We start from the raw sequence: 21,764 nt of genomic DNA on the forward strand, positions 1-21,764 counted from the left end.
TATAAAGAGAGGCTGTCTAAATGACAATGATAGATATATGTATCCATTAAAAACAACAAGTTACATATTGGCACGTCCGCTGCAATAGCTGGTTCAGTCGAACATACACTATTGCATTCGAGGAACTGCCTGATGAGCATTCACGTCAAGAACAACATCCACTGGGTCGGCCAACGGGACTGGGAGGTACGCGACTTCCACGGTACCGAGTACAAGACCCACAAGGGCACCAGCTACAACAGCTATCTCATCCGCGAAGGGAAGAACGTGCTGATCGATACCGTCGATCACAAGTTCAGCCGCGAGTTCGTGCAGAACCTGGCGGCCGAGATCGATCTCGCCGCCATCGACTATGTGGTGATCAACCACGCCGAGGAGGATCACGCCGGCGCCCTGACCGAGCTGATGGCCCGCATCCCCGGCACCCCCATCTACTGTACCCACAACGCCATCGACTCCATCACTGGCCATCATCACCACCCGGAGTGGAACTTCCACCCGGTCAAGACAGGGGACAGCCTGGACATCGGCAACGGCAAGCAGCTGGTATTTATCGAGACCCCCATGCTGCACTGGCCCGACAGCATGATGACCTACATGACAGAGGATGCGGTGCTGTTCTCCAACGACGCCTTCGGCCAGCACTACTGCGACGAGCACCTGTTCAACGACGAAGTGGATCAGACCGAGCTGATGGAGCAGTGCCAGCGCTATTACGCCAACATCCTCACCCCCTTCAGCCCGCTGGTGACCGCCAAGATCAAGGAAGTGCTGGGCTTCAACCTGCCGGTGAGCATGGTGGCCACCTCCCACGGCATCGTCTGGCGCGAGGACCCCACCCAGATCATCCTGAAATACCTGGAGTGGGCCGACCACTATCAGGAAGATCGTATCACCCTCTTCTACGACTCCATGTCCAACAACACCCGCATGATGGCCGACGCCATCGCCCAGGGCATCCACGAGGTGGATCCGGGCGTGGCGGTGAAGATCTACAACGTGGCGCGCCACGACAAGAACGAGATCCTGACCCAGGTGTTCCGCTCCAAAGGGATACTGGTGGGCTCCTCCACCATGAACAACGTCATGATGCCCAAGGTGGCGGGCATGCTCGAAGAGATCACCGGCCTGCGTTTTCGCAACAAGCGTGCCTCGGCCTTCGGCAGCTACGGCTGGACAGGTGGTGCGGTGGATCGGATCCAGACCCGGCTGATGGATGCGGGCTTTGACATCAGCATCTCCCTCAAGGCCAAGTGGCGCCCGGATGGTTCCGCCTTGGCGGAATGCCGCGAGCACGGCCGCCAGCTCGCCCGTCAGTGGGCGCTGCATCCGCTGGACGCGCCCCGCCCGATCACCCCCACTCAGGCGGCGGTGACACCTGCCCCCCTGATGCCCGCTGCTGAGCCGAAAGCCGCAGCGGCTGTCGCCGAGTGGGATGACGACCAGGCCATGCTCTGCACCGTCTGCCAGTGGGTCTACGACCCGGCCCAGGGCGAGCCGGATCAGCTGGTTGCGCCGGGCACCCCCTGGGCCCAGGTGCCGGACAGCTTCCTCTGCCCGGGTTGCGGCATCGGCAAGGAGGTATTTGAACCCTGTGCCGTGGAGGCCTGTGTATGAACGCAGCAACGCAGAGTGACGTCGGCATCAGCCGGGAAATAGTGGTGATCGGCAGCGGTTTCGCCGCCCAGCAGCTGGTCAAGAGCCTGCGCAAGCTGGACACCGAGCAGCCCATCCGCCTCATCACCGCCGACAGCGGCGACGAGTACAACAAGCCGGACTTGAGCCACGTGGTGAGCCGGGGCTGCGCCGCCGCGGCCATGACCCGGCAGAGTGGCAGCGACTTTGCCGAGCAGCAGCGCATCGCGCTGCTGCCCCACTGCCCGGTGCTCGGTATCGACCCAGCCCGGCGGTTGGTACTGACCGAGCAGGGGGAATTCCCCTATGGCCAGCTGGTGCTGGCCACCGGTGCCAGTGCGGTACGCCCCGAGCTGCCGGGCAGCGAGCATCTGGTCACCCTCAACAGCCAGCAGGAGTATGCCGCCGCCGAGGGGGCAATCCAGCAGGCCCGCCGCATTCTGGTGCTGGGAGCCGGCCTCATCGGCTGCGAGTTGGCGATGGACATGGCGAGCGATGGCCGCGAGGTCACCCTGCTGGACCTGGCCGACAGCCCCTTAAGCGCCCTGCTGCCCGCCACCCTGACTCAGCCACTGCAACAGGCGCTGCGCAGCCAGGGGGTCAGCCTGCAGTGCGGGACAGGTCTCGCCAGGATAGATTCCCAGCCGGGCGATGGCTGGCGCGTCACCCTGACAGACGGGGGCGTCAGCGAGCAGGATCTGGTGATCGCCGCGATCGGCCTGCGGCCGAATCTGGCCCTGGCCCGCGGGGCCGGGCTGGCAGTGGAGCGTGGCATCCGGGTCGACGATCGGCTGCAGACAAGCGACCCCCATATCTTCGCGCTGGGGGATTGCGTGCAATGGCAGGGTCAGCTGCTCCCCTTCCTGCAACCCATAGTGCTGGGGGCCAATGCGCTGGCCAAGACCCTGCTCGGCACGCCGACCGCGCTGTCTCTGCCCCCCATGCTGGTGAAGGTGAAGACGCCGCGCTACCCGCTGCAACTGGCGGGTCGTACCCGGGGTGAAGATCTTGTCTGGCAGTGCCGCTGGAACAGCCACGGCATGGTGGCCGAGGCGCGTGATGAAGCCGGCGAGCTGTGCGGCTTCGTGGTGGGGGGCGACCAGATGAGCGCCGCCTTCCCGCTGCTGCGTCAGCTGCCCCGTTAACCCCTTTCATTGCACCGGCCGAGTCGACCCGGCCACTCGAGGAGAACTGATATGGCCATGCAACTGATTCCGTCTCACTGGGTAGTGCGCCGCTCCACCCCCTTCTTCACCCGCCAGAATGTGCCCCAGGCCCTGCTCACCCACCACAACACCGCGGCCGGGGTGTTCGGCCAGCTCTGCGTGATGGAGGGCACCGTCACCTATCACGGCTTTGCCGACGAGCAGGCCGAAGAGCCTGAGCTGAGCCTGGTGATCCGGGCCGGGGAGTTTGCCATCAGCCCGCCCCAGTACTGGCACAGGGTCGAGCTGTCGGAGGATGCCCGCTTCAACATCCACTTCTGGGCCGAGCAGGCCGAATCCGACCAGCCGCTGTTCAACAGCCGCAAGGCATAAGGTTCAACCATGGGGAGGGGCATTGGGCGCAAATGTCCCTCTCTGCCCATGCAGATCAAAATGGTCAACTCAGATGTCCGTTATCCTTGCCGCCAGTGGTGGATAAGGCAGTGAGGGAAACATGAGCGTGATCGAAGCCGTGACCATGGCCGCCGGCCTGGCCTATCTGGTGTTGCTGGCGTGGCAGGCGCGATCGGGCTGGCCGTGGCGTCTTGCCCTCGGCCTGCTGCTCATGCTCTGGCTGCTGGCGGCGGACAGCCTGCTCTGGCTCGGCGTGGGGCTGGTGGCCGGCGCGCTTGCCTTCTGGCACTACCTGCGGCCGCTGCCCGCCCTCGAGGCGCTCGACGGTCAGCGGCTGCGAGCGCGCACGCGCCAGCTGCTGTTGCTCTGCTGGGGGCTGGTGACGCTGCAGTACGGCCTGCATGTCTGGCAGCTGGGGCAGGGGATGAGCCCCTGGCTGGTACGCCCAGACGTGGTGGACGGCTTCCTGCCCATCGCCGGCGGGCTCGGGCTGCGGGCCTGGCTTGGGCAGGGGCTGGTGGATCCGCACCATCCGGCGGCCACCGTGACAGTGCTGGTGCTCTCGCTGTCGGCTCTGCTGCTGGGGCGGGCGTTCTGTGCCTGGTTCTGCCCGCTCGGGCTGGTGGGGGAGTGGCTGCACGGCCTGCGCAGTCGCCTGTTGCCGGGGGAGTGGACCCCGCCGTGCTGGCTCGATGTCGTGTTGCGCAGCCAGAAGTTCATGGTGCTCGCTTTCCTGCTGTTCATCGTGCTGATCGCGGTGCCAGGCGCCGCCCTGCCCGGCTACTTCACCAGCCCCTACCATCAGGCGGCGGACATGAAGATGGGGGCCTTCTTCTTCAACCTGACTCTGATCTCGGGTCTGTGCCTTTGCTGGGTGCTGCTGCTCACCGCCACCTTCCGGCAAGGGTTCTGCCGCTACCTCTGCCCCTATGGCGCCTGGCTCGCCCTGCTCGGCCTGCTGACACCGCTGCGCATCCGCCGCGACCCGGCCCGCTGCCTGCGCAGTGCAGGCCACGACTGTGACAAGTGCAGCCGGGCCTGCCCGTCGCGCATCCAGGTACACCAGCTCATCGCGGTGCGCAGCCTCGAGTGCACCAGCTGCCTGAGCTGCGTGGCCGCCTGCCCCAAGCGGGCCGATGCGCTGCATCTTGGCACGCCACGGCGCAGGCTCAGTCCTCCACGCTTGCTGGGGCTGCTCTGCCTGTTGCTGCTGGTGTTGCCACTGCTTTGTTATGGCCTGCTGGGGATCTGGGTCAGCCAGACGCCGCTCGAGGTGCGGACCCAGCTGCTGCAACTGCTGCCGCAGTTGACCCATTGAATACCGACACGCCGGTCAAAGGCGGTCTGCCCAGGGGGGCCGGGCTGCCTGAAAATGCACCCGAATTTGATACCTGAGGGGGAGCAGGGTAAAGTCCCTTCCCCGACATGGCGGCTCTGCAGCCGTGCCGGACCGGCAGTCAGCCCTGAGCGCACCTCGCTTCCCCTTCGAAGCAGCCAGCGCCGGGCGCCGGCACCTAGATGAGCGCGATCTACCATGACAACCGGCGTAGCAAATGCAACGGTCCGCGGTCGCGATCAGATCCACAATCGTCTTTGGAGAAGTAAATGGGACAGAAACCATCGTTGGTGGGCGGGGCATGCATCATTGCCGGCGTCTGTGTCGGGGCTGGCATGCTGGGTTTGCCGAGTGCGGGGGCGGGTGCCTGGACCCTCTGGTCGGTACTGGCCATCACCCTGACCATGATAGTGATGACAGTCTCCGGCTGGATGCTGTTGGAGTCCTATCAGGGTTATCCGCTGCGCGTGTCGTTCGATACCGTCACCCGTGAGCTGCTGGGGGAGAAGGTCAACGCCTTCAACAACCTCACCGTCTATTTCGTCGGCGGCATCCTGCTCTACGCCTACATCACCTCGGCCGGCCTCATCATAGACGGCATGACCGGCATCGGCAGCCAGTGGGCTTCCATCCTGTTTACCCTGGGCTTCTCCGGCCTGGTGTGGCACTCCACCCGGGCGGTGGATCGCATCTCAGTAGTGCTGGTCATCGCCATGGGACTCAGCTTCGTGTTCGGCATCTCCGGGCTCTCCATCAACATCAAGCCGACCCTGCTGTTCGACACTCTGAGCCAGCACGCCAGCTATGCCCCCTATGCGCTGGCCATGTTGCCGGTGGCGCTCACCTCGTTCGGCTATCACCACTCGGTGTCGTCCATGCGCGCCTACTACGGTGAAGAGCGCCGTGCCCGCTACGCCATCCTCGGCGGCACCGCCATCGCGCTGCTGTTCTATCTCATCTGGCTGGTGAGCGTGTTCGGCAACCTGCCGCGCAGCGAGTTCGGGCCCGTGGTGGCGCAGGGCGGCAACGTCGACGTGCTGCTCAAGGCGCTGGCCTCGGTGATTGAATCCGAGGCGGTCGCCAGCGCCCTCAACGCCTTCTCCATGGCCGCCATCCTCTCCTCCTTCATCGGGGTGGGGCTGGGGGTGTTCGACTATCTGGCGGATCTGTTCAAGTTCGACAACAGCCGCCAGGGCCGCGCCAAGTCGTGGGCCGCCACCTTCCTGCCGCCGCTGCTGCTCTCCCTGCTGTTCCCGTTCGGCTTCCTGATGGCCATCGGCTACGCGGGCGCCGTGGCCACCCTGTGGACCTGCATCATCCCGGCCCTGCTGGCCTGGAAGGTGCGCGCCGGCAAGCAGGAGGGCAAGGACGAGGGTTTCCGCGCACCGGGCGGCATGCCGATGATCGTCGGCGTCTTCCTGTTCGGGGTGCTGACCGCTGCCTTCCACCTGCTCAACATGGCGGGCCTGCTGCCGGTCTATACCGGCTGAAGGGGCTGAATTTACCCGGTCTGCCGCGGCAGGCTGCGACAAAAAACGGCGCCTGATGGCGCCGTTTTACATGCCAGATTGTGACTCAGACAGACAGGTTGGGGTTGGGCGGGCTGGCCGGCTGGCGGGTGTGCACTATAGTTTGGTTCTTTTTGGAGCCAAAAATAGGAGCTGGCTATGGCATGGACTATCGATGATTCGCAACCTCGCATCCTCTACAACAAGGACAAGCACGTAGCCGTGACGGCGTCGGCCATGAGCAAGTACCACGAGTGGCGGCGGGAGATAGTACGAGGCACGGACCCCAAGAACGCCGCCGACAAGGTGGGCGACATGCACTACGAACAGCTGGGCGGGAAGCACAAGGGGATCTACACGATCCGCCTCAGTCAGGAGCACAGGGTCGCCTTTACCATCAACAGCACCCTGCAGCAGGTTAGCGTAATCAGCATTGGCGGCCATTTTCCGCCGGGCTGATGCAGCAGACAGAGACGAAATGGCGCCTTGCGGCGCCGTTTTTTTATGGGGGTCGGCAACCGACCGCATGGCTAGCGGTAGCGGGCGGCGGTGATGAACTGGCCGAAGGTCTCGCACCAGATGATCACGCTGTCGTAATCGGCAGGATTCACATCGGCAGGCAGGGGGACGATAAAGTTGTCGAAAGTCTTCACCGGCCCGATCTTCACCATCTTCTCCTTCAGGCGGGCAAAGTCGGCCTCGGTCTCGACGAAGGTGGGCGACAGGTAGAGCTGGTAGTCGGGGCCCGGCGCCAGCTTGCCCATCAGGCTGATGGCATCGGGCCCTATGCTGACCTGCCCCTCACCCCAGTGCAGCCGGTCGCTGTCTTGCAGATCCCGGCGAAAGGAGCCATGAAAGCTGGCCTGGGCCTGCCGGGCGGCAACCTGCTCGTTGGCGGGGGCGGGCGGGGCGATCAGGATCGGCAGGGCATAGATGCCGGCCGCAAAGCCGGCGGCGCCCACCAGCAGATGGCTGGCCAGCAGCAGGGCCAGGGTCTTGCGTTGCATAAAACCTCGGTCGTTGATTAATTGATGGCTCCACCCTACCAGCAGGCCGCCGTCATGCCCAGCCCGGGAGGGGGGCATAACGGTGGTTGCTCGGGCATCGCGTTGGTGGGGCTTACTGGATGCTGACCGCCAGGGTGTGGGGGACCTGCTCGCCACGGCGGGCGGAGGCGCGCATCTGATAGACCTGGATCAGGTACTTGCCGGAGGCGGGCAGGGCGCCTTGCCACTGGCCATCGCCATCGTTGCGGCCCAGAGCTTCGGCCTGACCGGGCTGGGCACCGGGGGCGAAGACGTTGAAGTTGGCGTTGCTGCTGCCGCCAATCTTGACCGTCATGGTCTGGCCCGCCTTGGCCACCAGGGTGTAATGGATGGTGTCGTAGCCCGCGAAGCTGCCCTTGAGCTGGGCGCTGTGGGCCCCCTTGGCAAACTGCACCGGGACCGTGGTGATCTTGTCGGCGGCCTGCGCACCGGCGGCGGCCATGGTGACGGCCAGCAGGGCGGCCTGGATTGCTCGTTTCATCGTTGCACCTCGTGAAGGGGCCCTGTCACCCTGGCAGAGCCGCCCTGACAAGATATGACTAAATCGGCGGACTGGCTATCCGGGTGGTGGTCGGGTCAGATGTGTCGATGGGGCAGATGTGACGCGAACGGGTGAGATACCTGGCGACCCTATCCTCGCATGTTGCAGCGCAAGGCAAGCGACGGTCGCGCGGGTTGTTTAAGCCGGGCGCAGCTGACTGGCCCGGCTTGGTGTTCACTCCATTTATCGCACGAATCAGTGCGCGGACAGGATTAGGGGTTGAAGCTACGGGTGATCTTCAGCTGATGGATCCCGCCGGAGCACTGGGCATCATTGCCCCAGGCGCTGACCGGCAGGCCGCGCTCCAGCGCCAGCAGGGCCATTTCGAACATGCCCCTGCCGGGGTAATCATTCAGGTTCTTGAAGACATGGAAGCTCGTGCTGCCCTGCTCATAATTCTTTTCCCATGAAATCACCACCGCATTGCCGGCGTCGGGGCCGCCACTGGCCGATTTGATATAGCCGGCATGCACATCGGTCAAGATGACCCGATCAAGACACTGCACGTCGACCCGGTAAGTGGCCAAGGCACTGGTAGATAACATCAGGGTGGACAAGGCGGCCAACATCACGAACTTCTGTTTCATTATCATTCTACACATCTCCATCTGTGTGTTTCAGGTGAATGGCGGAAATTAAAATGGAGAGATGGAAAAGGCCATGCCTATTTAATTCAGATAAGTCTGATATTGATGCTATATATCTTTTTTCAATTTAATTGTTTGGGTTGCTTATTTTGATTGGGTGATAACTTATTGATTTTCAATGGTTTGTTTTTGAATGTGGGTGTCACCATTTTTCATTGTCGCGATGGTGTTAAAGATGGCTGGATATACAAAACAATCCATTTTTAATGCTTTGTTATTTATATTTAGCCATGTTTTGGCAGAAATCACGGCTTGATTGATGAGGTACAATAACGAGAAATGGGGCGTACCAAATATCTTTGGTGGTTATTGCTATCCATCAGCCAGCCTGCATATGAATTTGGATGATCGGTAGAGAGGCAGGCTTATATTCGCGCATATTCGATGACGGCTGTCGAGCAAGAGAAGCCACTGGCGGGCATATCCCATGCAGCCCTGAACAAGATGCTGTGGGCGCGATGACAATCCGATACCCTATGGCTCGGGTCTTCTTTTATCACGGGAATGGAACATGCTGATCATCTTCAGTGGTTTGCCGGGCAGCGGAAAAAGTACTATCGCGCGAGCCCTAGCCCGGCGGTTGAGGGCCGTCTACCTGCGCATTGATACCATAGAGCAGGCCATTCGTGCCGCTGAGCAGGGGGATAACGAGATGGGGCCGGCCGGTTATTTCGTTGCCTATGGGCTGGCCAGAGAAAACCTGGCACTTGGCTCGATCGTCATCACGGATTCCGTTAACCCCATCCAGCTCACCCGGGATGCTTACCACGAGATCGCCCGCTCGGTCGGGGTGCCCTGTCTCGATGTCGAGGTGGTCTGCTCCAATCCGAAGCTGCACCGCGAGCGGGTCGAAAACCGGACGGTGGATATCGAGGGGCTGGCATTGCCGGATTGGCAGGCGGTGATCAACCGCGACTATCAACCCTGGGACAGTGAGCGCCTGATACTGGACAGCGCCACCCTGTCGGTAGCCCAGGGCGTGGAAAAGATTGTCGCTGCGTTGGCACAGGAATCGTAGGTTCGATTAGCGTAGCGTCATCGGACGAATGAGAGGCTTTGATGGCGGTTATGGCGGGAGAGCCCATTTACGCGAATGTCCGATTACACCTAGCGGCAAATCGAACCTAGGAGATAGGCATCTACCGATCAAATCATAAATTGGTATGGAGTTTGATAATAAAGTAATACAATAGAGGGATTTAATTCTAATCGAACGGGTTATATATGGAAAATACACGATATAGTAAAAAGGAATATATAGATAAATTTGAAGTAAATAATCCGCATTCACCTTTGCTTCAAGCAGCATTTCTTCAAGCGTCAGACATTAGAAAATTTGAAATAGAATTATATTGGAAAAGAGCAACATATTTTTGGGCTCTAATTGCTGTTGCATTTGCTGGGTATTTTGCTGTCTCGTCATCAAGTATTTCGGATGGAAAGGGGCTTTTCCTTACTATTATATCATCTGCTGGCTTTGTCTTTACTTTTGCATGGTTCTCAGCAAATAAAGGAAGTAAATATTGGCAGGAGAATTGGGAAAATCATCTTGATCTACTGGAAGACTCGGTAACTGGTCCATTGTATAAGTCTTATCTTCAGCGGCCAGATGAAAAACATTTCATCGATAGACATATAACTGGGCCAAGGCGATATTCAGTATCAAAGATAAATCAATGGGTGGCTGTTTTTACTCTTTTTATATGGTTTATATTGTGTTTCTTTTCTTTGAGCAATCAATCTGAAAGATTCGTAGAAATTTTTTTTCAGATGATTGTTTTTGTATTTGCGGCTGTTATATGTTGCTTTATGGTTTATAAAGGGAAAACTTACGATGGATTACATGGTCCGGAGTTCTATCTAAGGCAGGTTGAAATCAAAAATGCAACCATCATAAATAAAGAGTAAATAGTTAAGCTCAAAGCATTATAAAATGCAGCTAAATTATTTCTTGTTAGTTTGTATTTTATTATGCGTGATAGTTAATCATAGAACGATAACCATGGTAAATAGTTATCGTTAATATTGGTCTACGTCTTGAACAAGAAGGGGAATTCTTTCGCGCAGAAGCGCATCATCATTTCATATATAAGCAAATCGTCTTGAGTTGTAGAGGAGTGAGATGCCAAGCATAGAAAAATATTCATTCCTTTATACTTTGAGTAAATCAACCATTCACCTGTGATGTTGTTCTTTTGGGCTCTATGTCTATAGCCCTCAATGACAAACTCATACGCGAATCGATCTTGCCACCCATGCTTTGATGGATTCATTTCATCTTCCGTAACTATCTTATTGCAAAGGGCCTCAAGTTTTTTACTGTTTTCAAAATGTAGCCCCCACTCATTTATTAGATTTCTCATGATAAATGCGGGGGTTATAAAATGGGCTTTATAAAGCCCTTGCAATGGGGGATGTTTGAATCTTTTTTCTAAGACACGCCGATTGCTTACATTGTCTATTGCCTGCATTAAATCCGTAACTGCAAAAGAACTGAATTTCCTATTTTTTATCGCATTGGTTAACTGTGCTAACAGTAAGCTGCTAATTCTTGATTCATGTAACCCATAAAATCCAGAATTATTTTCTAAATATATAGAAATGTCATCATTTGTGATTCTGAAAAGTTTCGTTAACTCGGAAGATAGCTTGACCATATGCGCCCCCATGAATTTTTAATTAACTATATAGGTGTGATGGCGCTATATAAATAAAAACGGCGCCTTTCGGCGCCGTTTTTTTATCTAGCCAACAAACCTCAATCACTGCAGCAGGGAGATATCCGCCACTTGCAGGAACAGGTTGCGCAGGTTGTTCAGCAGCGCCAGACGGTTGGCCTTGAGGGCTTCGTCGTCGGCCATCACCATCACCTCGTTGAAGAAGGTGTCGACCGGCTCGCGCAGGGCGGCTAGACGGGTGAGGGCTGCCTGATAGTCACCGGCGGCGAACAGCGGGGCCAGTTCGGCTTGCAGTTCGGCAACCTGGGTGGCCAGCGCCTTCTCGGCGGCATCGACCAGCAGTTCCGGTTTGACGGCAGTCGGCAATTCGCCTTCGACCTTGGCCAGAATGTTGCTCACGCGCTTGTTGGCGGCAGCCAGTGCCAGTGCGGCATCCAGCGTGCGGAAGTGGCTGACGGCCTTGACGCGACGATCGAAGTCGAGCGGACGGGTCGGGCGGCGGGCTAGTACGGCCAGCACCACGTCGGCACCGATGCCTTCGTCCTGATAGGCGGCACGGAAGCGACCCAGCATAAAGTCGACCACGTCGGTGACGACGGTTTGGTTGGTCAGCTTGTCGCCGTAGACGCGTACCGCCTCTTCAACCAGTTCAACCAGATCCAGATCCAGCTGCTTCTCGGTCATGATGCGCAGGGCACCGATGGCGGCGCGACGCAGGGCGAACGGGTCCTTGTCACCTTTTGGCAGCATGCCGATGCCGAAGATACCGGCCAGGGTGTCGAACTTGTCGGCCAGCGCGACGGCGCAGGCTACCAGACCGGACGGCAGGGCATCGCCGGCAAAGCGCGGCATGTACTGTTCGTTGAGGGCCACGGCGACCGCTTCGTCTTCGCCATCGTGACGGGCGTAGTGCATCCCCATGACACCCTGGGTGTCGGTGAACTCGCCGACCATGTTGGTCATCAGATCACACTTGGAGAGCAGACCGGCACGCTTGGCCTGAGCCACGTCTGCACCGATGCGCTCGGCGATAAAGCCGGCGACGGTCTCGATGCGCTCGACCTTGGCCTTGACGGTGCCCAGCTGTTGCTGGAACAGCACGGTTTCGAGGCGCGGCAGGCGGGAGGCCAGGGTCTGTTTGAGGTCGGTCTTGAAGAAGAACTCGGCGTCAGAGAGACGGGGGCGAACCACCTTCTCGTTGCCGCTGATGATCTGGCTCGGGTCTTTGGACTCGATGTTGGTGACGAAGATGAACTTCGGCAGCAGCTTGCCGTTCTTGTCGTATACCGGGAAGTACTTCTGGTCACCCTTCATGGTGTGCACCAGTGCCTCGGCCGGCACGGCCAGGAACTTCTCTTCGAAGTTGGCGGTCAGCACCACAGGCCACTCGACCAGTGCGGTCACTTCTTCCAGCAGGTCGTCGTCCAGATCGGCCACGCCACCGAAGGCGGCAGCGGCCGCTTCGGCGTCAGCCTTGATCTTGGCCTTGCGCGCCATGAAGTCGGCAATCACCATGCCGCGCTCCTGCAGGATCTGCGGGTACTGGCTGGCGTTGTCGATGGTGAACTCGCTCTCGCCCATAAAGCGGTGGCCGCGCAGGGTGCGGGCAGAGTCGATACCTAGAATGTGAGCGGGCACCAGCTCCCCATCCAGCAGCAGGGTCACGGTGAAGACCGGACGCACGAACTGGATGGTCTTGTCGCCCCAGCGCATCATCTTGGGGATGGGCAGTTTGGCCAGTGCGGAGGCGACCAGTTCGCCCAGCAGCTCTTTAGCCGGACGGCCTTCGACCTTGGCGGTGTGAACCAGCCACTCACCCTTGTCGGTGACCAGACGCTCGGCCTGCTCGACGGTGATGCCGTTGCCACGGGCCCAGCCTTCGGCAGCCTTGGTCGGCTTGCCTTCGGCATCGAACGCCTGCGCCACGGCCGGGCCGCGCTTCTCGACGCTCTTGCTCGGCTGCTCGCCGGCCAGCGCGTGCACCTTCAGCGCCAGACGGCGCGGGGAGGCAAACCACTCGACGTCGCCAAAGGCCAGATCGGCCTTGGTCAGCTCGGCTTTGAAGTTGTCGGCAAAGGCTTCGGCCAGGGAGCGCAGGGCTTTGGGCGGCAGCTCAGCAGTACCGATCTCTACCAGAAATGTATGTTGTGCCATGTCCGTTCCTTAACCTTGCTTGTTCTCACTGCGCTGGCACATAGGGAAGCCCAGCGCTTCGCGGGAGGCGTAGTATGCCTCTGCCACGGCCTTGGTCAGGGTGCGAATGCGCAGGATGTAGCGCTGACGCTCGGTGACCGAGATGGCCTTGCGGGCATCCAGCAGGTTGAAGGAGTGAGCGGCTTTGAGGATGCGCTCGTAGGCAGGCAGCGGCAGCGGTTTTTCCAGCGCCAGCAGGTTCTGGGCTTCCTTCTCGTACTGCTCGAAGCAGTGGAACAGGAACTCCACATCGGCGTGTTCGAAGTTGTAGGTGGATTGCTCCACTTCGTTCTGGTGGAACACGTCGCCGTAGGTGGTCTTGCCCAACGGGCCGTCAGACCAGACCAGATCGTAGACGCTGTCCACGCCCTGGATGTACATGGCCAGACGCTCGAGACCGTAGGTGATCTCGCCGGTGACCGGCTTGCACTCGAGGCCGCCAACCTGCTGGAAGTAGGTGAACTGGGTCACTTCCATGCCGTTCAGCCACACTTCCCAACCCAGACCCCAGGCACCCAGCGTCGGGTTTTCCCAGTTGTCTTCCACGAAGCGGATGTCGTGGATCTCGGGATCCATGCCCAGCTCTTTCAGGGAGCCCAGATAGAGTTCCTGAATGTTGTCGGGGGAAGGCTTGATGATCACCTGGAACTGGTAGTAGTGCTGCAGGCGGTTCGGGTTTTCACCGTAGCGGCCGTCAGTCGGACGGCGGGACGGTTGCACGTAGGCGCAGGCGATGGGCTCGGGGCCCAGGGCGCGCAGGCAGGTCATGGGGTGAGAAGTACCGGCACCCACTTCCATATCCAGCGGCTGAATGATGGTACAGCCCTGGCGGGACCAATAGTCCTGCAGCTGCAGGATCAGGCCCTGAAAGGTTTTGACATCGAATTTTTGCATAATTTTTTTCGCGCGAAATGAAATCAGAGCAAGATTTGCTGAATGTGAACCGAAGGAGTATACCGTCTGGCATGGTCGGATAATAGGCGAAATTACAGCGGATTAATGTGATGGCGCTGCGCCGGGCCTGGGCGGGAGGGGTTGTTGGCACTCCCACGCCCAGGTTGGCATCGACCCCGGGGATTGGATGAAATGACAGGAGAGAGGGAATGGAGTTGCGTTGCGCCTGGGTGACCAAGGACCCGGAATACATCGAATACCATGACAAACAGTGGGGGAGGCCGGTCCATGACTCGCGCGAGCTGTTTGCCAAGCTCTGCCTCGACGGCCAGCAGGCGGGGCTGTCGTGGATCACTATCTTGAAGCGCACCGAGAGCTACCATCGCGCCTATGCCGACTTCGATCCGCTGCGCATCGTGCAGTTCGACGAGCAGGACGTGGAGCGGCTGATGCAGGATACCGGCATCATCCGCAACCGGCTCAAGGTGCAGTCGATCATCAAAAATGCCCGCGCCTATCTGGCGCTGGAGGCCGAAGGCGTCGACTTCGTCGATTATCTGTGGGGCTTCGTGGGCGGCGCCCCCATCGTCAACCAGCGCCAGGGCAACGGCGACATTCCGGCGACCTCGCCGGAGTCGGATGCCATGTCGAAGGCGCTCAAGAAGCGCGGCTTCACCTTCGTCGGCAGCACCATCTGCTACGCCTTCATGCAGGCGGTGGGGATGGTGAACGATCATCTGGTCACTTGCCCCTGCCACGCCGAATGCCAGCAGGGGCCTGCGCGCCAATAAAGCGGGTGCAAGGTAAAAGAGAAGGGAGGCTGATGCCTCCCTTTTGCATATCGGCATGGCGCCTGTCATGGGGCCGTCAGGCGATCCCGGCCTGACGCAGCGGGCCTGAATACTGTTTGTCGACCTTGGAGATATGGTTGAGCAGCCAGTTCTTGAGAAACACCAGCAGCTCCATGTTGAACTCCTCGTCGTCCGGGCCGTTGCGCTGCATCAGGGTGTCGAGCTCCGTCAGCAGCCGGGCGTGTTCCTGCTTGTGGCGGCGCAGCTCGGGGTAGCCCGCCTGCTCCATCACCTGCTCCTCGTCGGCGAAGTGCCGGGTGGCGAGCTTGAGCAGCTCGTCGAGCCGCTGTTTGCGCAGCTGGGCCGGGCTCTTGTCTATCACCGCCTGGTAGAGCCGGTTCATCGCCTCGAACAAGCCCAGATGCTGGTTGTCCATGCTGGGCACCTGCACCATGAAGGCCTCGTTCCAGTGCAGCAGCTCCTGATCCTGGCTGGCTGAGCCAGCCTTGCTCACGTCGAACTGATCGCTGATGAGGCCGATCTCCTCGTTGGCCTGGTTCATGTCCCGGGTGTGGCTGCGGCTCTGGCGCGCCAGCTCCAGACATTCGCGGGCGATGCTGGCGACCTCCATCACATTGCGGTTGGTCTCTTCGGTGACCTGGGCCTGCTGGCCGGCGGCGGTGGCGATGTGGCCATTCATGTCGTTGACCCGGGTGATGGCTTCGACGATGGCGGTCAGGGTCTCGCCGGTACCCGCCGCCTGACTGACCGCCTGTTCGCTCACGTTGCGGGTGGTGTGCATGGTGGTCACCGCATGGCGGGTATTGTGCTGCAGCGCCTCGATACGCTGCTGGATATCGACGGTGGCGGCCTGGGTGCGGGTCGCCAGCTGGCGCACCTCGTCGGCCACTACCGCGAAACCGCGACCCTGCTCGCCGGCCCGGGCCGCTTCGATGGCTGCGTTGAGGGCCAGCAGATTGGTCTGCTCCGAGATGGTGCGGATCACCTGCAGTATGTTGCCGATCTGGGTGCTCTCCTGATCCAGCTGGGTGACTTCCCCGGCGGACTGTTCAATGTGGTCGGCCACCTGGCGGATCAGGGTGATGGTCTGGCTCACCTGGCGCTGGCCGTCGTGGGCCTGCTGCTGGGTCAGCAGGGTGTCCTGGCTGGCCTGCTCGGTGTTGTGCTCGATGTTGTGGACGGTGGCGGTCATCTCGTTGATGGCGGTCGCCAGCATGTCTGTATTCTGCTGGGCCTGCTGCATGCTGCTGAGGGTGCTGCCGGAGTGGGCCATCAGCAGCGCCATCTTGTCGTGGGTCTTGCGCGACACCAGTTGTACCGTGCCGATCAGGTTGTCGATATTGCCGAGGAAGCGGTTGAACACCTCCGCCAGATAGGCGAACTCGTCCTTGCCCTGGCTGTGCAGCCGGAAGGTGAGGTTGTGGCTGTGGTTGGCCAGCTCGACCAGCTGGCCCATCAGATGCTGCAGCGGGCCGACGGTCTTGCGGTAGATGAGCAGCAACATCAGCAGGATGACGGTCAGGCTGACGGCCAGCTGCAGCATGTCCTGACGCTGCAGGGTCTGGCTCTGGGCACGGATATCCTGTTCCCGCTGCTTGAACCCTTGCTGTTGCTGTTCCAGCACGGCCGCGACCTGGCTGGCGATGTTGTCGGTGAGGGCATCGAAGCCTTCGTTCGGCTGCTTCATCAGCTGGTTGCCAGCCTCGCGCCCCTCTTTCAGATAGATGTCCACCATGCGCTTGCCGATCTCCAGCTGACGGGTCAGCAGCGGGGTGAGTGGCGCCTGCAATTGTGGCAGCCGTTCCAGCAGCTGGCGAGCCGCCTGGGCGTGCTGCTCGGCTTCGCCGATGGAGTCCATCTCGCCGGAGACGGCGGCGTCGGTCAGGAACTGCTGAACCTGGGTGGTGTGATACCGCAGCTCCTGCAGGGTGATCTGTTCGTTGGCGCTGAGAATGAGCTGGTTGGGCAGCTCACCGAGGCGGGCAGTCAGGCTGCTGCGCCAGAGCCCGCCCAGCGCCATGGTGAGCAGAATGATGAGGCTGGCACTCAACAGCAGGTGCCGGATAGATACGTTGCGAAGCAGTGCGGACATGAGAGACCCCTGAGCACTATTGATGGTGCATTCAATAGTAGCCAATGGAGACGTATTTGGTCCGTTGAACAAGGGGATAGGTCAAGGTGGCGAGCTGGTTCCTGCTGCCGGTTCAGGCGGCATCCAGTCAGCCTGCGGATACTGGGACATGGGCAGAGAGGGGCGTGACGCTGATAACGTCACACCTTGGCACACCTCTGGGGTAGAATGCGCCCTCTTTGGATTTGAGTCGGTTTTTTTAGAGGTTTTTCATGCATTTCAAGACAATCGTTCCCGCCGTTGCTCTGGCCGTCGCCCTGAGCGGCTGTACCACCAACCCCTATACCGGCGAGTCCCAAACCTCCAAGGGCGCCTGGGGCGCACTGGCGGGCGCCGCTGCGGGTGCCGCCGTGGGTGCGCTCTCCTCCAGCAAGGGTGACCGCAAGAAGGGGATCCTGACCGGCGTGGCCGCCGGCGCCGCGCTGGGTGGTGGTATCGGCTACTACATGGACGTGCAGGAAGCCAAGCTGCGCGAGAAGCTGCAAGGCACCGGCGTCAGCGTGACCCGCAACGGTGATCAGCTGATCCTCAACATGCCGAACAACGTCACCTTCGACAGCTCCAGCGCCCAGCTGAAGGCCGCCGGTGCCAACACCCTGTCCGGCGTGGCCATGGTGGTCGCCGAGTTCGACAAGACCCGCCTGAACGTGGTTGGTCACACCGACAGCACCGGCTCCCGCGAGCTGAACATGAAGCTCTCCGCCCAGCGCGCCGATGCCGTCGCCGCCCAGCTGATCGGCCAGGGTGTGACCGGCAGCCGCATCGCTACCAGCGGCGTGGGCCCGGATCAGCCGGTCGCCACCAACAGCACAGCCGAAGGCAAGGCCCAGAACCGTCGGGTGACCATCACCCTGACCCCGACCGCCTAAGCGGCCCGGTTCGCAGCCATGAAAAAGGCCCCGCCAGCGATGGCGGGGCCTTTTTATTGGGGCCGTTGCGAGCAATGGCGCCTTGTTTTTTGCCCTCTTCTCCCCTTGCGGGAGAAGGGACGGGGATGAGGGGATAACTACCTCTTAGACCGCCGCAGTCAGCTGCACTTCTACCTTGTAGCCTTCGTGGGCCAGACGGGCTTGTACACAGGCTCTCACCGGTGCGGTGCCCGCCGGAATCCAGGCATCCCACTGCTCGTTGAAGGCGGCGATGTCTGCAATGTCCTTGAGATAGATGTTGGCCATCAGGATCTTGTCGACGCCGGAGCCATTGGCTTCCAGCAGGCGCTGCAGGCTGGTCAGCACTTCACGGGTCTGCTGGTGAATATCGGCGGTGTCGGTGGCGGGCACTTCCACCACGTAGAGGGTGCCGTTGTGAATGACCACGTCAGACCAACGCTGGGTGGTGCCGATTCGGGTAATAGCTGGCATGGATTGCTCCGGTAGTGTGGCTCATTGACCCTTGCGGATCAGATAGCGGTAAGGGGCCTGCTCTGTCTCGCTGGCGACCAGGGTGTGATCCATGAAGCGGCAGAAACTGGGAATGTCGCGGGTGGTTGAGGGATCGTCGGCACTGACCAGCAGGGTCTCCCCGTCAGCCATCAGCCGCACTTTTTTACGCACCATCATGACAGGTTCGGGACAACGAAGCCCGATTGCGTCCAACTCGTGAGTCGCGTCGCAGAATAAAGCACTCATCAATAATCAACCTTCAACCAAATCAGCTGCCAATGATACTCACGGCGAAAAAATAATCAAACGACCTAGGCTGTCAACAGCATATGTAACCAAAGTGTTATCCGGCCCTACCCACACCCCGCCGTATGAGTAATATAAAAATTGAACCATATTCAACAAGGAGGTGTGAATATGCAGGTCTCCTACGGCAGATTACAAGCCTACGCAGGCATGGGGTTCTTGTCTTTCGCCATGATAGTGATGGGCAGCCCGATCGGGAACACCGGCACCTGGTTCGGTTCCATGGTGATGATCGGACTGGGGCTCTGGATCGAGCTCAGCGATTACTACGACGAGGATGAGGACGAAAACGATCAACCCTGACCCCAAGACTCTCACAATGACAAAGGCGGATATCTCATCCGCCTTTGTCGTTTCTGGCCGTAGCGAAAAGCGTCAGCGGCTCGAGCGCATGGCCCGCTCCAGATGCAGGGCGGTCAGCTGCGGGTTGGCTCTGGGGTCGTTGAAGAAGTTGCTCAGCACATCCATGATCGCCTGGCGCATGTTGGTCGGCGTCGCCATCCCCTCGGCCATGCTGGGCAGCAGGTTGCCCTCTTGCTCCGCCTGCAGGAAATCTTGGTAGGAGCGCACGGCGCAGCGGTCGAACTTGCTCATGTCCGGTTTGACCAGTGCCGGGATAGAACCCTTCACCCGGTTGAACTCCTGCTGGAAGCGCGGCGTCATCAGCAGCTGGGCCAGTTCGCCCTGGGCCTGCAGCTGGGCGGGATCCCGCTGCTTGAACATGGCGATGGAGTCGAGGTTGTAGCTGAACAGCCCCTGGCTGCCGGGGCTCGGCAGGCACTCGATATCCTCGCCTGGCCGATAGTTGCCGGCGCTCAGCTCGCCCTTCACCCAGTCCCCCATCACCTGCATGGCGGCGCCGCCGCTCTCCAGCAGGTTGGTGGCCTGGTGCCACTTCAGGCCGGCGTATTTCTCCGGCACATAGCCGCGCAGCTGCTGGAAGCGGGTCAGCACACGCACCATGTCGGGACCGGTCAGAGTGGCGCTGTCCTGCTCCACGAACGCCTTGCGGTAGAACGCTTTGCCGCCCTCGCCGAGCGCCACCGTCTCGAACAGCACTGCCAGCTGCCAGGGCTCGTTGCCGATGGCTAGCGGGGTGATCCCTTTCTCCTTGAGCCGGTCGGCCACGGTCACGAACTGGGCCCAGCTGGTGGGTGGGGTCAGCTTGTTGCGCTCGAAGATCTTGCGATTGAGCCACAGCCAGTTGACCCGATGGATGCCGGTCGGTACCGCCATCAGGGCGCCGTTCTGGCTGAGAGTCTCCCGCACCATGGGCGGCAGTTGGGGATACCAGCCGAGGTGTTCGGCCATGGGGCTGAGATCGCGCAGGAAGCCGAGTCCGGCCCACTCCCGCAACTCGAACCCCTTGAGGTGGGCCGCCTCCGGTGGGTTGGCCGCCAGCGCCCGGCTTTTCAGCACCGTCATGGCGCTCTTGCCGCCGCCCCCTTGCACCGCGAAGTCGTTCCACTGGTTACCCTGCTCGGTCCATTCTGACTTGAGCACCTCCACCGCCTTGGCCTCGCCGCCAGACGTCCACCAGTGCAGCACCTCCACTTGGGAGGCGCTTACAGGCAGGGAGAGCAGGGTGATGACAGAAAAAGACAACCACTTCATAAGGTTACTGCCTTGGTAGGGAGAGGGTGGCCTGCAGGCCGCCCTGCGGACGATTTTCCAGCACCAGATCGCCGCCGTGGGCGTGGGCTATGTTGCGGGCAATGCCCAGACCCAGGCCGGTGCCGGCCAGATCCGTGCTGAGCCGGTAGTAGGGCTCGAAGATGCGTTCGAACTGATCTTCCGGCAGGCCGGGCCCCTCGTCCATGATGAACAGGATCAGCATCTCCTCGTCGTCCATGATGATGATGCGCACTTTCTGGCCGTACTTGATGCCGTTGTCCACCAGGTTGCCGATGCAGCGCTTGAGGGCCAGCGGCTTGCCACGGTAGGGCTGCTTGCAGTGGCCCTCGATGGTCAGCCGCTCGTCGTGCAGGTTCATGGCCTCCGCCATCTGTTCCAGCATGGCGTCGATGTCGAGCTGCTCGATGTTCTCGTGGATGTCGGTGTCCTTCACCGTCTGCAGCGCCCCTTTCACCATCAGCTCCAGCTCGTCCAGATCCTTGTTGAACTTGGCGATTTGCTGCTCGTCGTCGAGCAGCTCGACCCGCAGCCGCAGCCGGGTGATGGGGGTCTTGAGGTCGTGGGAAATGGAGCTGAACAACCGCTCTCTATCGTCGATATAGCGGCGGATGCGGTGCTGCATGATGTTGAAGGCGCGGGTGGCCGCCACTATCTCGGAGGCCCCCTCTTCCTTGAGAGAGGGCTGGTCGATGTCCTTGCCGAGGTTGACTGCCGCCTTGGCCAGCCGGCGCAGCGGCCGCGTCTGCCAGCGCACCAGCAGGAAGGTGAAGAAGCAGAGGAACACCGTCATCAGGGCGATGAAGCGCACCTGGTTGCTGGGCATGACGGTGTCATCCAGCGTCATGTAGGGGGCGGGCAACAGGGCCGCCAGATAGAGCCACTCCCCCGGCTCTATCTCGATCTGGGTCACCAGTACCGGCGGGTTGAGCGGCTCCAGCGACAGGGTGTAGCGGGCCCAGGAGGAGGGTAGATCCGCCAGCAGGGTGTCGTTGTTGAAGACATGCAGATCCTCTGGCCGCGAGAAGTCCACCTTGATCGCCATGGCGTCGGAGAGCTTGCGGGTCAGCACCCCCTGCACCTCCTTGAGCACCAGCGTCTTGCGCTCGCTGTCGGGGATGGCGCTGATGTGGATCTCCTCTTCGTTCAGAGAGACGAAGAAGCGGCTGCCGCCCATGTTGCGCAGCTGGTCCAGCGCGATGTGGCGATACTGCAGCGGCAAGGATTTGAAGAAGTTGACGGTGGAGGCGGCCGACAGCGCCAGGTTGCGGGTGGTGCTGAGCATGCCCTCCAGCTCCCGCTTCTGGATCTGCTGCATCCAGATGCCGGTGAGGATGGTCTGGGAGAGCAGGATCGCCAGCAGCAACAGCAGCAGCATCCGCGACAGCAGGGAGCGGGGCACTAGGACTCGCCAGAACCACCTGCTATTCATGGGATCTCTCGCCTTGTGTCGATCAGCATGCC

Annotated in this window: 22 protein-coding genes; 11 read left to right on the top strand and 11 right to left on the bottom strand. The window is 60.4% G+C overall.

Annotated features, from left to right (window positions below; all coding sequences use genetic code 11):
- The first annotated feature begins 132 nt into the window (after window positions 1–132).
- The 6 genes from norV to I6L33_RS04680 all read left to right on the top strand — a co-directional run bounded on the left by norV (window position 133) and on the right by I6L33_RS04680 (window position 6,497).
- Entirely contained in the window at window positions 133–1,617 is a 1,485-nt protein-coding gene (norV, locus tag I6L33_RS04655) for an anaerobic nitric oxide reductase flavorubredoxin (protein ID WP_010635554.1), read from the top strand.
- Entirely contained in the window at window positions 1,614–2,780 is a 1,167-nt protein-coding gene (norW, locus tag I6L33_RS04660; protein WP_216973631.1) for an NADH:flavorubredoxin reductase NorW, read from the top strand. The genes norV and norW overlap by 4 nt, the downstream gene beginning before the upstream one ends.
- A 51-nt stretch (window positions 2,781–2,831) precedes the next feature.
- A complete protein-coding gene (locus I6L33_RS04665; RefSeq protein ID WP_025202443.1) occupies window positions 2,832–3,173 on the top strand; it encodes a DUF1971 domain-containing protein in 342 nt (113 codons plus the stop codon).
- Between the two features lie 121 nt (window positions 3,174–3,294).
- A complete protein-coding gene (locus tag I6L33_RS04670; RefSeq protein WP_216973632.1) occupies window positions 3,295–4,512 on the top strand; it encodes a 4Fe-4S binding protein in 1,218 nt (405 codons plus the stop codon).
- Between the two features lie 287 nt (window positions 4,513–4,799).
- Complete coding sequence (locus I6L33_RS04675; protein ID WP_005307366.1) at window positions 4,800–6,020, top strand: aromatic amino acid transporter; 1,221 nt, start codon at window positions 4,800–4,802, stop codon at window positions 6,018–6,020.
- 177 nt (window positions 6,021–6,197) lie between these two features.
- Window positions 6,198–6,497, top strand: coding sequence for a hypothetical protein (locus tag I6L33_RS04680; protein WP_005307369.1), 300 nt, complete (start codon window positions 6,198–6,200; stop codon window positions 6,495–6,497).
- A gap of 71 nt (window positions 6,498–6,568) precedes the next feature.
- Here I6L33_RS04680 and I6L33_RS04685 read toward each other — a convergent pair whose 3' ends face one another.
- The 3 genes from I6L33_RS04685 to I6L33_RS04695 form a co-directional block, all read right to left on the bottom strand.
- The gene (locus tag I6L33_RS04685) at window positions 6,569–7,045 is read right to left on the bottom strand and encodes a DM13 domain-containing protein (RefSeq protein ID WP_201900380.1); all 477 of its coding nucleotides are present in this window, start codon (window positions 7,043–7,045) and stop codon (window positions 6,569–6,571) included.
- Between the two features lie 112 nt (window positions 7,046–7,157).
- On the bottom strand, window positions 7,158–7,565 hold the full coding sequence (locus tag I6L33_RS04690) for a g-type lysozyme inhibitor (protein ID WP_201900378.1): 408 nt from the start codon (window positions 7,563–7,565) through the stop codon (window positions 7,158–7,160).
- A gap of 272 nt (window positions 7,566–7,837) precedes the next feature.
- Window positions 7,838–8,218, bottom strand: coding sequence for a hypothetical protein (locus tag I6L33_RS04695; RefSeq protein ID WP_201900376.1), 381 nt, complete (start codon window positions 8,216–8,218; stop codon window positions 7,838–7,840).
- Between the two features lie 565 nt (window positions 8,219–8,783).
- On the opposite strand from I6L33_RS04695, the gene I6L33_RS04700 reads away from it, so the two are divergent.
- Together I6L33_RS04700 and I6L33_RS04705 are read left to right on the top strand one after the other, a co-directional pair.
- Window positions 8,784–9,290 (top strand): AAA family ATPase, encoded by a 507-nt coding sequence (locus I6L33_RS04700; protein WP_201900374.1) that lies wholly within the window; start codon window positions 8,784–8,786, stop codon window positions 9,288–9,290.
- Window positions 9,291–9,496: 206 nt separating this feature from the next.
- Window positions 9,497–10,180: a hypothetical protein gene (locus I6L33_RS04705; RefSeq protein ID WP_201900372.1), complete on the top strand. Its 684-nt coding sequence runs from the start codon at window positions 9,497–9,499 to the stop codon at window positions 10,178–10,180.
- Window positions 10,181–10,302: 122 nt separating this feature from the next.
- Here the strand turns inward: I6L33_RS04705 and I6L33_RS04710 are convergent, their stop codons facing one another.
- From I6L33_RS04710 to glyQ, 3 genes are all read right to left on the bottom strand, one after another.
- Window positions 10,303–10,929, bottom strand: a complete 627-nt coding sequence (locus tag I6L33_RS04710; protein WP_201900370.1) for a hypothetical protein — start codon at window positions 10,927–10,929, stop codon at window positions 10,303–10,305.
- Window positions 10,930–11,034: 105 nt separating this feature from the next.
- Window positions 11,035–13,104, bottom strand: coding sequence for a glycine--tRNA ligase subunit beta (gene glyS / locus I6L33_RS04715; protein ID WP_201900368.1), 2,070 nt, complete (start codon window positions 13,102–13,104; stop codon window positions 11,035–11,037).
- Between the two features lie 9 nt (window positions 13,105–13,113).
- The gene (gene glyQ / locus I6L33_RS04720; protein WP_005339464.1) at window positions 13,114–14,037 is read right to left on the bottom strand and encodes a glycine--tRNA ligase subunit alpha; all 924 of its coding nucleotides are present in this window, start codon (window positions 14,035–14,037) and stop codon (window positions 13,114–13,116) included.
- A gap of 209 nt (window positions 14,038–14,246) precedes the next feature.
- Here glyQ and I6L33_RS04725 point away from each other — a divergent pair, with 209 nt between their 5' ends.
- Window positions 14,247–14,828: a DNA-3-methyladenine glycosylase I gene (locus I6L33_RS04725; protein ID WP_216973633.1), complete on the top strand. Its 582-nt coding sequence runs from the start codon at window positions 14,247–14,249 to the stop codon at window positions 14,826–14,828.
- A gap of 76 nt (window positions 14,829–14,904) precedes the next feature.
- Here I6L33_RS04725 and I6L33_RS04730 read toward each other — a convergent pair whose 3' ends face one another.
- Entirely contained in the window at window positions 14,905–16,941 is a 2,037-nt protein-coding gene (locus I6L33_RS04730) for a bacteriohemerythrin (protein ID WP_216973634.1), read from the bottom strand.
- A 251-nt stretch (window positions 16,942–17,192) separates the two neighbouring features.
- On the opposite strand from I6L33_RS04730, the gene I6L33_RS04735 reads away from it, so the two are divergent.
- A complete protein-coding gene (locus I6L33_RS04735; protein ID WP_005307410.1) occupies window positions 17,193–17,849 on the top strand; it encodes an OmpA family lipoprotein in 657 nt (218 codons plus the stop codon).
- Window positions 17,850–17,993: 144 nt separating this feature from the next.
- Here the strand turns inward: I6L33_RS04735 and I6L33_RS04740 are convergent, their stop codons facing one another.
- Complete coding sequence (locus tag I6L33_RS04740; RefSeq protein WP_005307413.1) at window positions 17,994–18,341, bottom strand: RidA family protein; 348 nt, start codon at window positions 18,339–18,341, stop codon at window positions 17,994–17,996.
- 21 nt (window positions 18,342–18,362) lie between these two features.
- Window positions 18,363–18,608 carry a sulfurtransferase TusA gene (gene tusA, locus I6L33_RS04745; RefSeq protein WP_005307416.1) on the bottom strand — a complete coding sequence of 82 codons (246 nt, stop codon included), beginning with the start codon at window positions 18,606–18,608 and terminating at the stop codon, window positions 18,363–18,365.
- A gap of 171 nt (window positions 18,609–18,779) precedes the next feature.
- Between tusA and I6L33_RS04750 the strand changes: the two genes are divergently transcribed.
- Window positions 18,780–18,971 (top strand): hypothetical protein, encoded by a 192-nt coding sequence (locus tag I6L33_RS04750; RefSeq protein ID WP_216973635.1) that lies wholly within the window; start codon window positions 18,780–18,782, stop codon window positions 18,969–18,971.
- 72 nt (window positions 18,972–19,043) lie between these two features.
- Here I6L33_RS04750 and I6L33_RS04755 read toward each other — a convergent pair whose 3' ends face one another.
- Both I6L33_RS04755 and I6L33_RS04760 read right to left on the bottom strand, forming a co-directional pair.
- Window positions 19,044–20,282, bottom strand: a complete 1,239-nt coding sequence (locus I6L33_RS04755; protein WP_216973636.1) for an ABC transporter substrate-binding protein — start codon at window positions 20,280–20,282, stop codon at window positions 19,044–19,046.
- 4 nt (window positions 20,283–20,286) lie between these two features.
- Window positions 20,287–21,732, bottom strand: a complete 1,446-nt coding sequence (locus tag I6L33_RS04760; RefSeq protein ID WP_005307426.1) for an ATP-binding protein — start codon at window positions 21,730–21,732, stop codon at window positions 20,287–20,289.
- Window positions 21,733–21,764: the final 32 nt, after the last annotated feature.

This window comes from Aeromonas sp. FDAARGOS 1403, assembly GCF_019047325.1.
GTDB classification, from domain to species: Bacteria; Pseudomonadota; Gammaproteobacteria; order Enterobacterales; family Aeromonadaceae; genus Aeromonas; species Aeromonas dhakensis.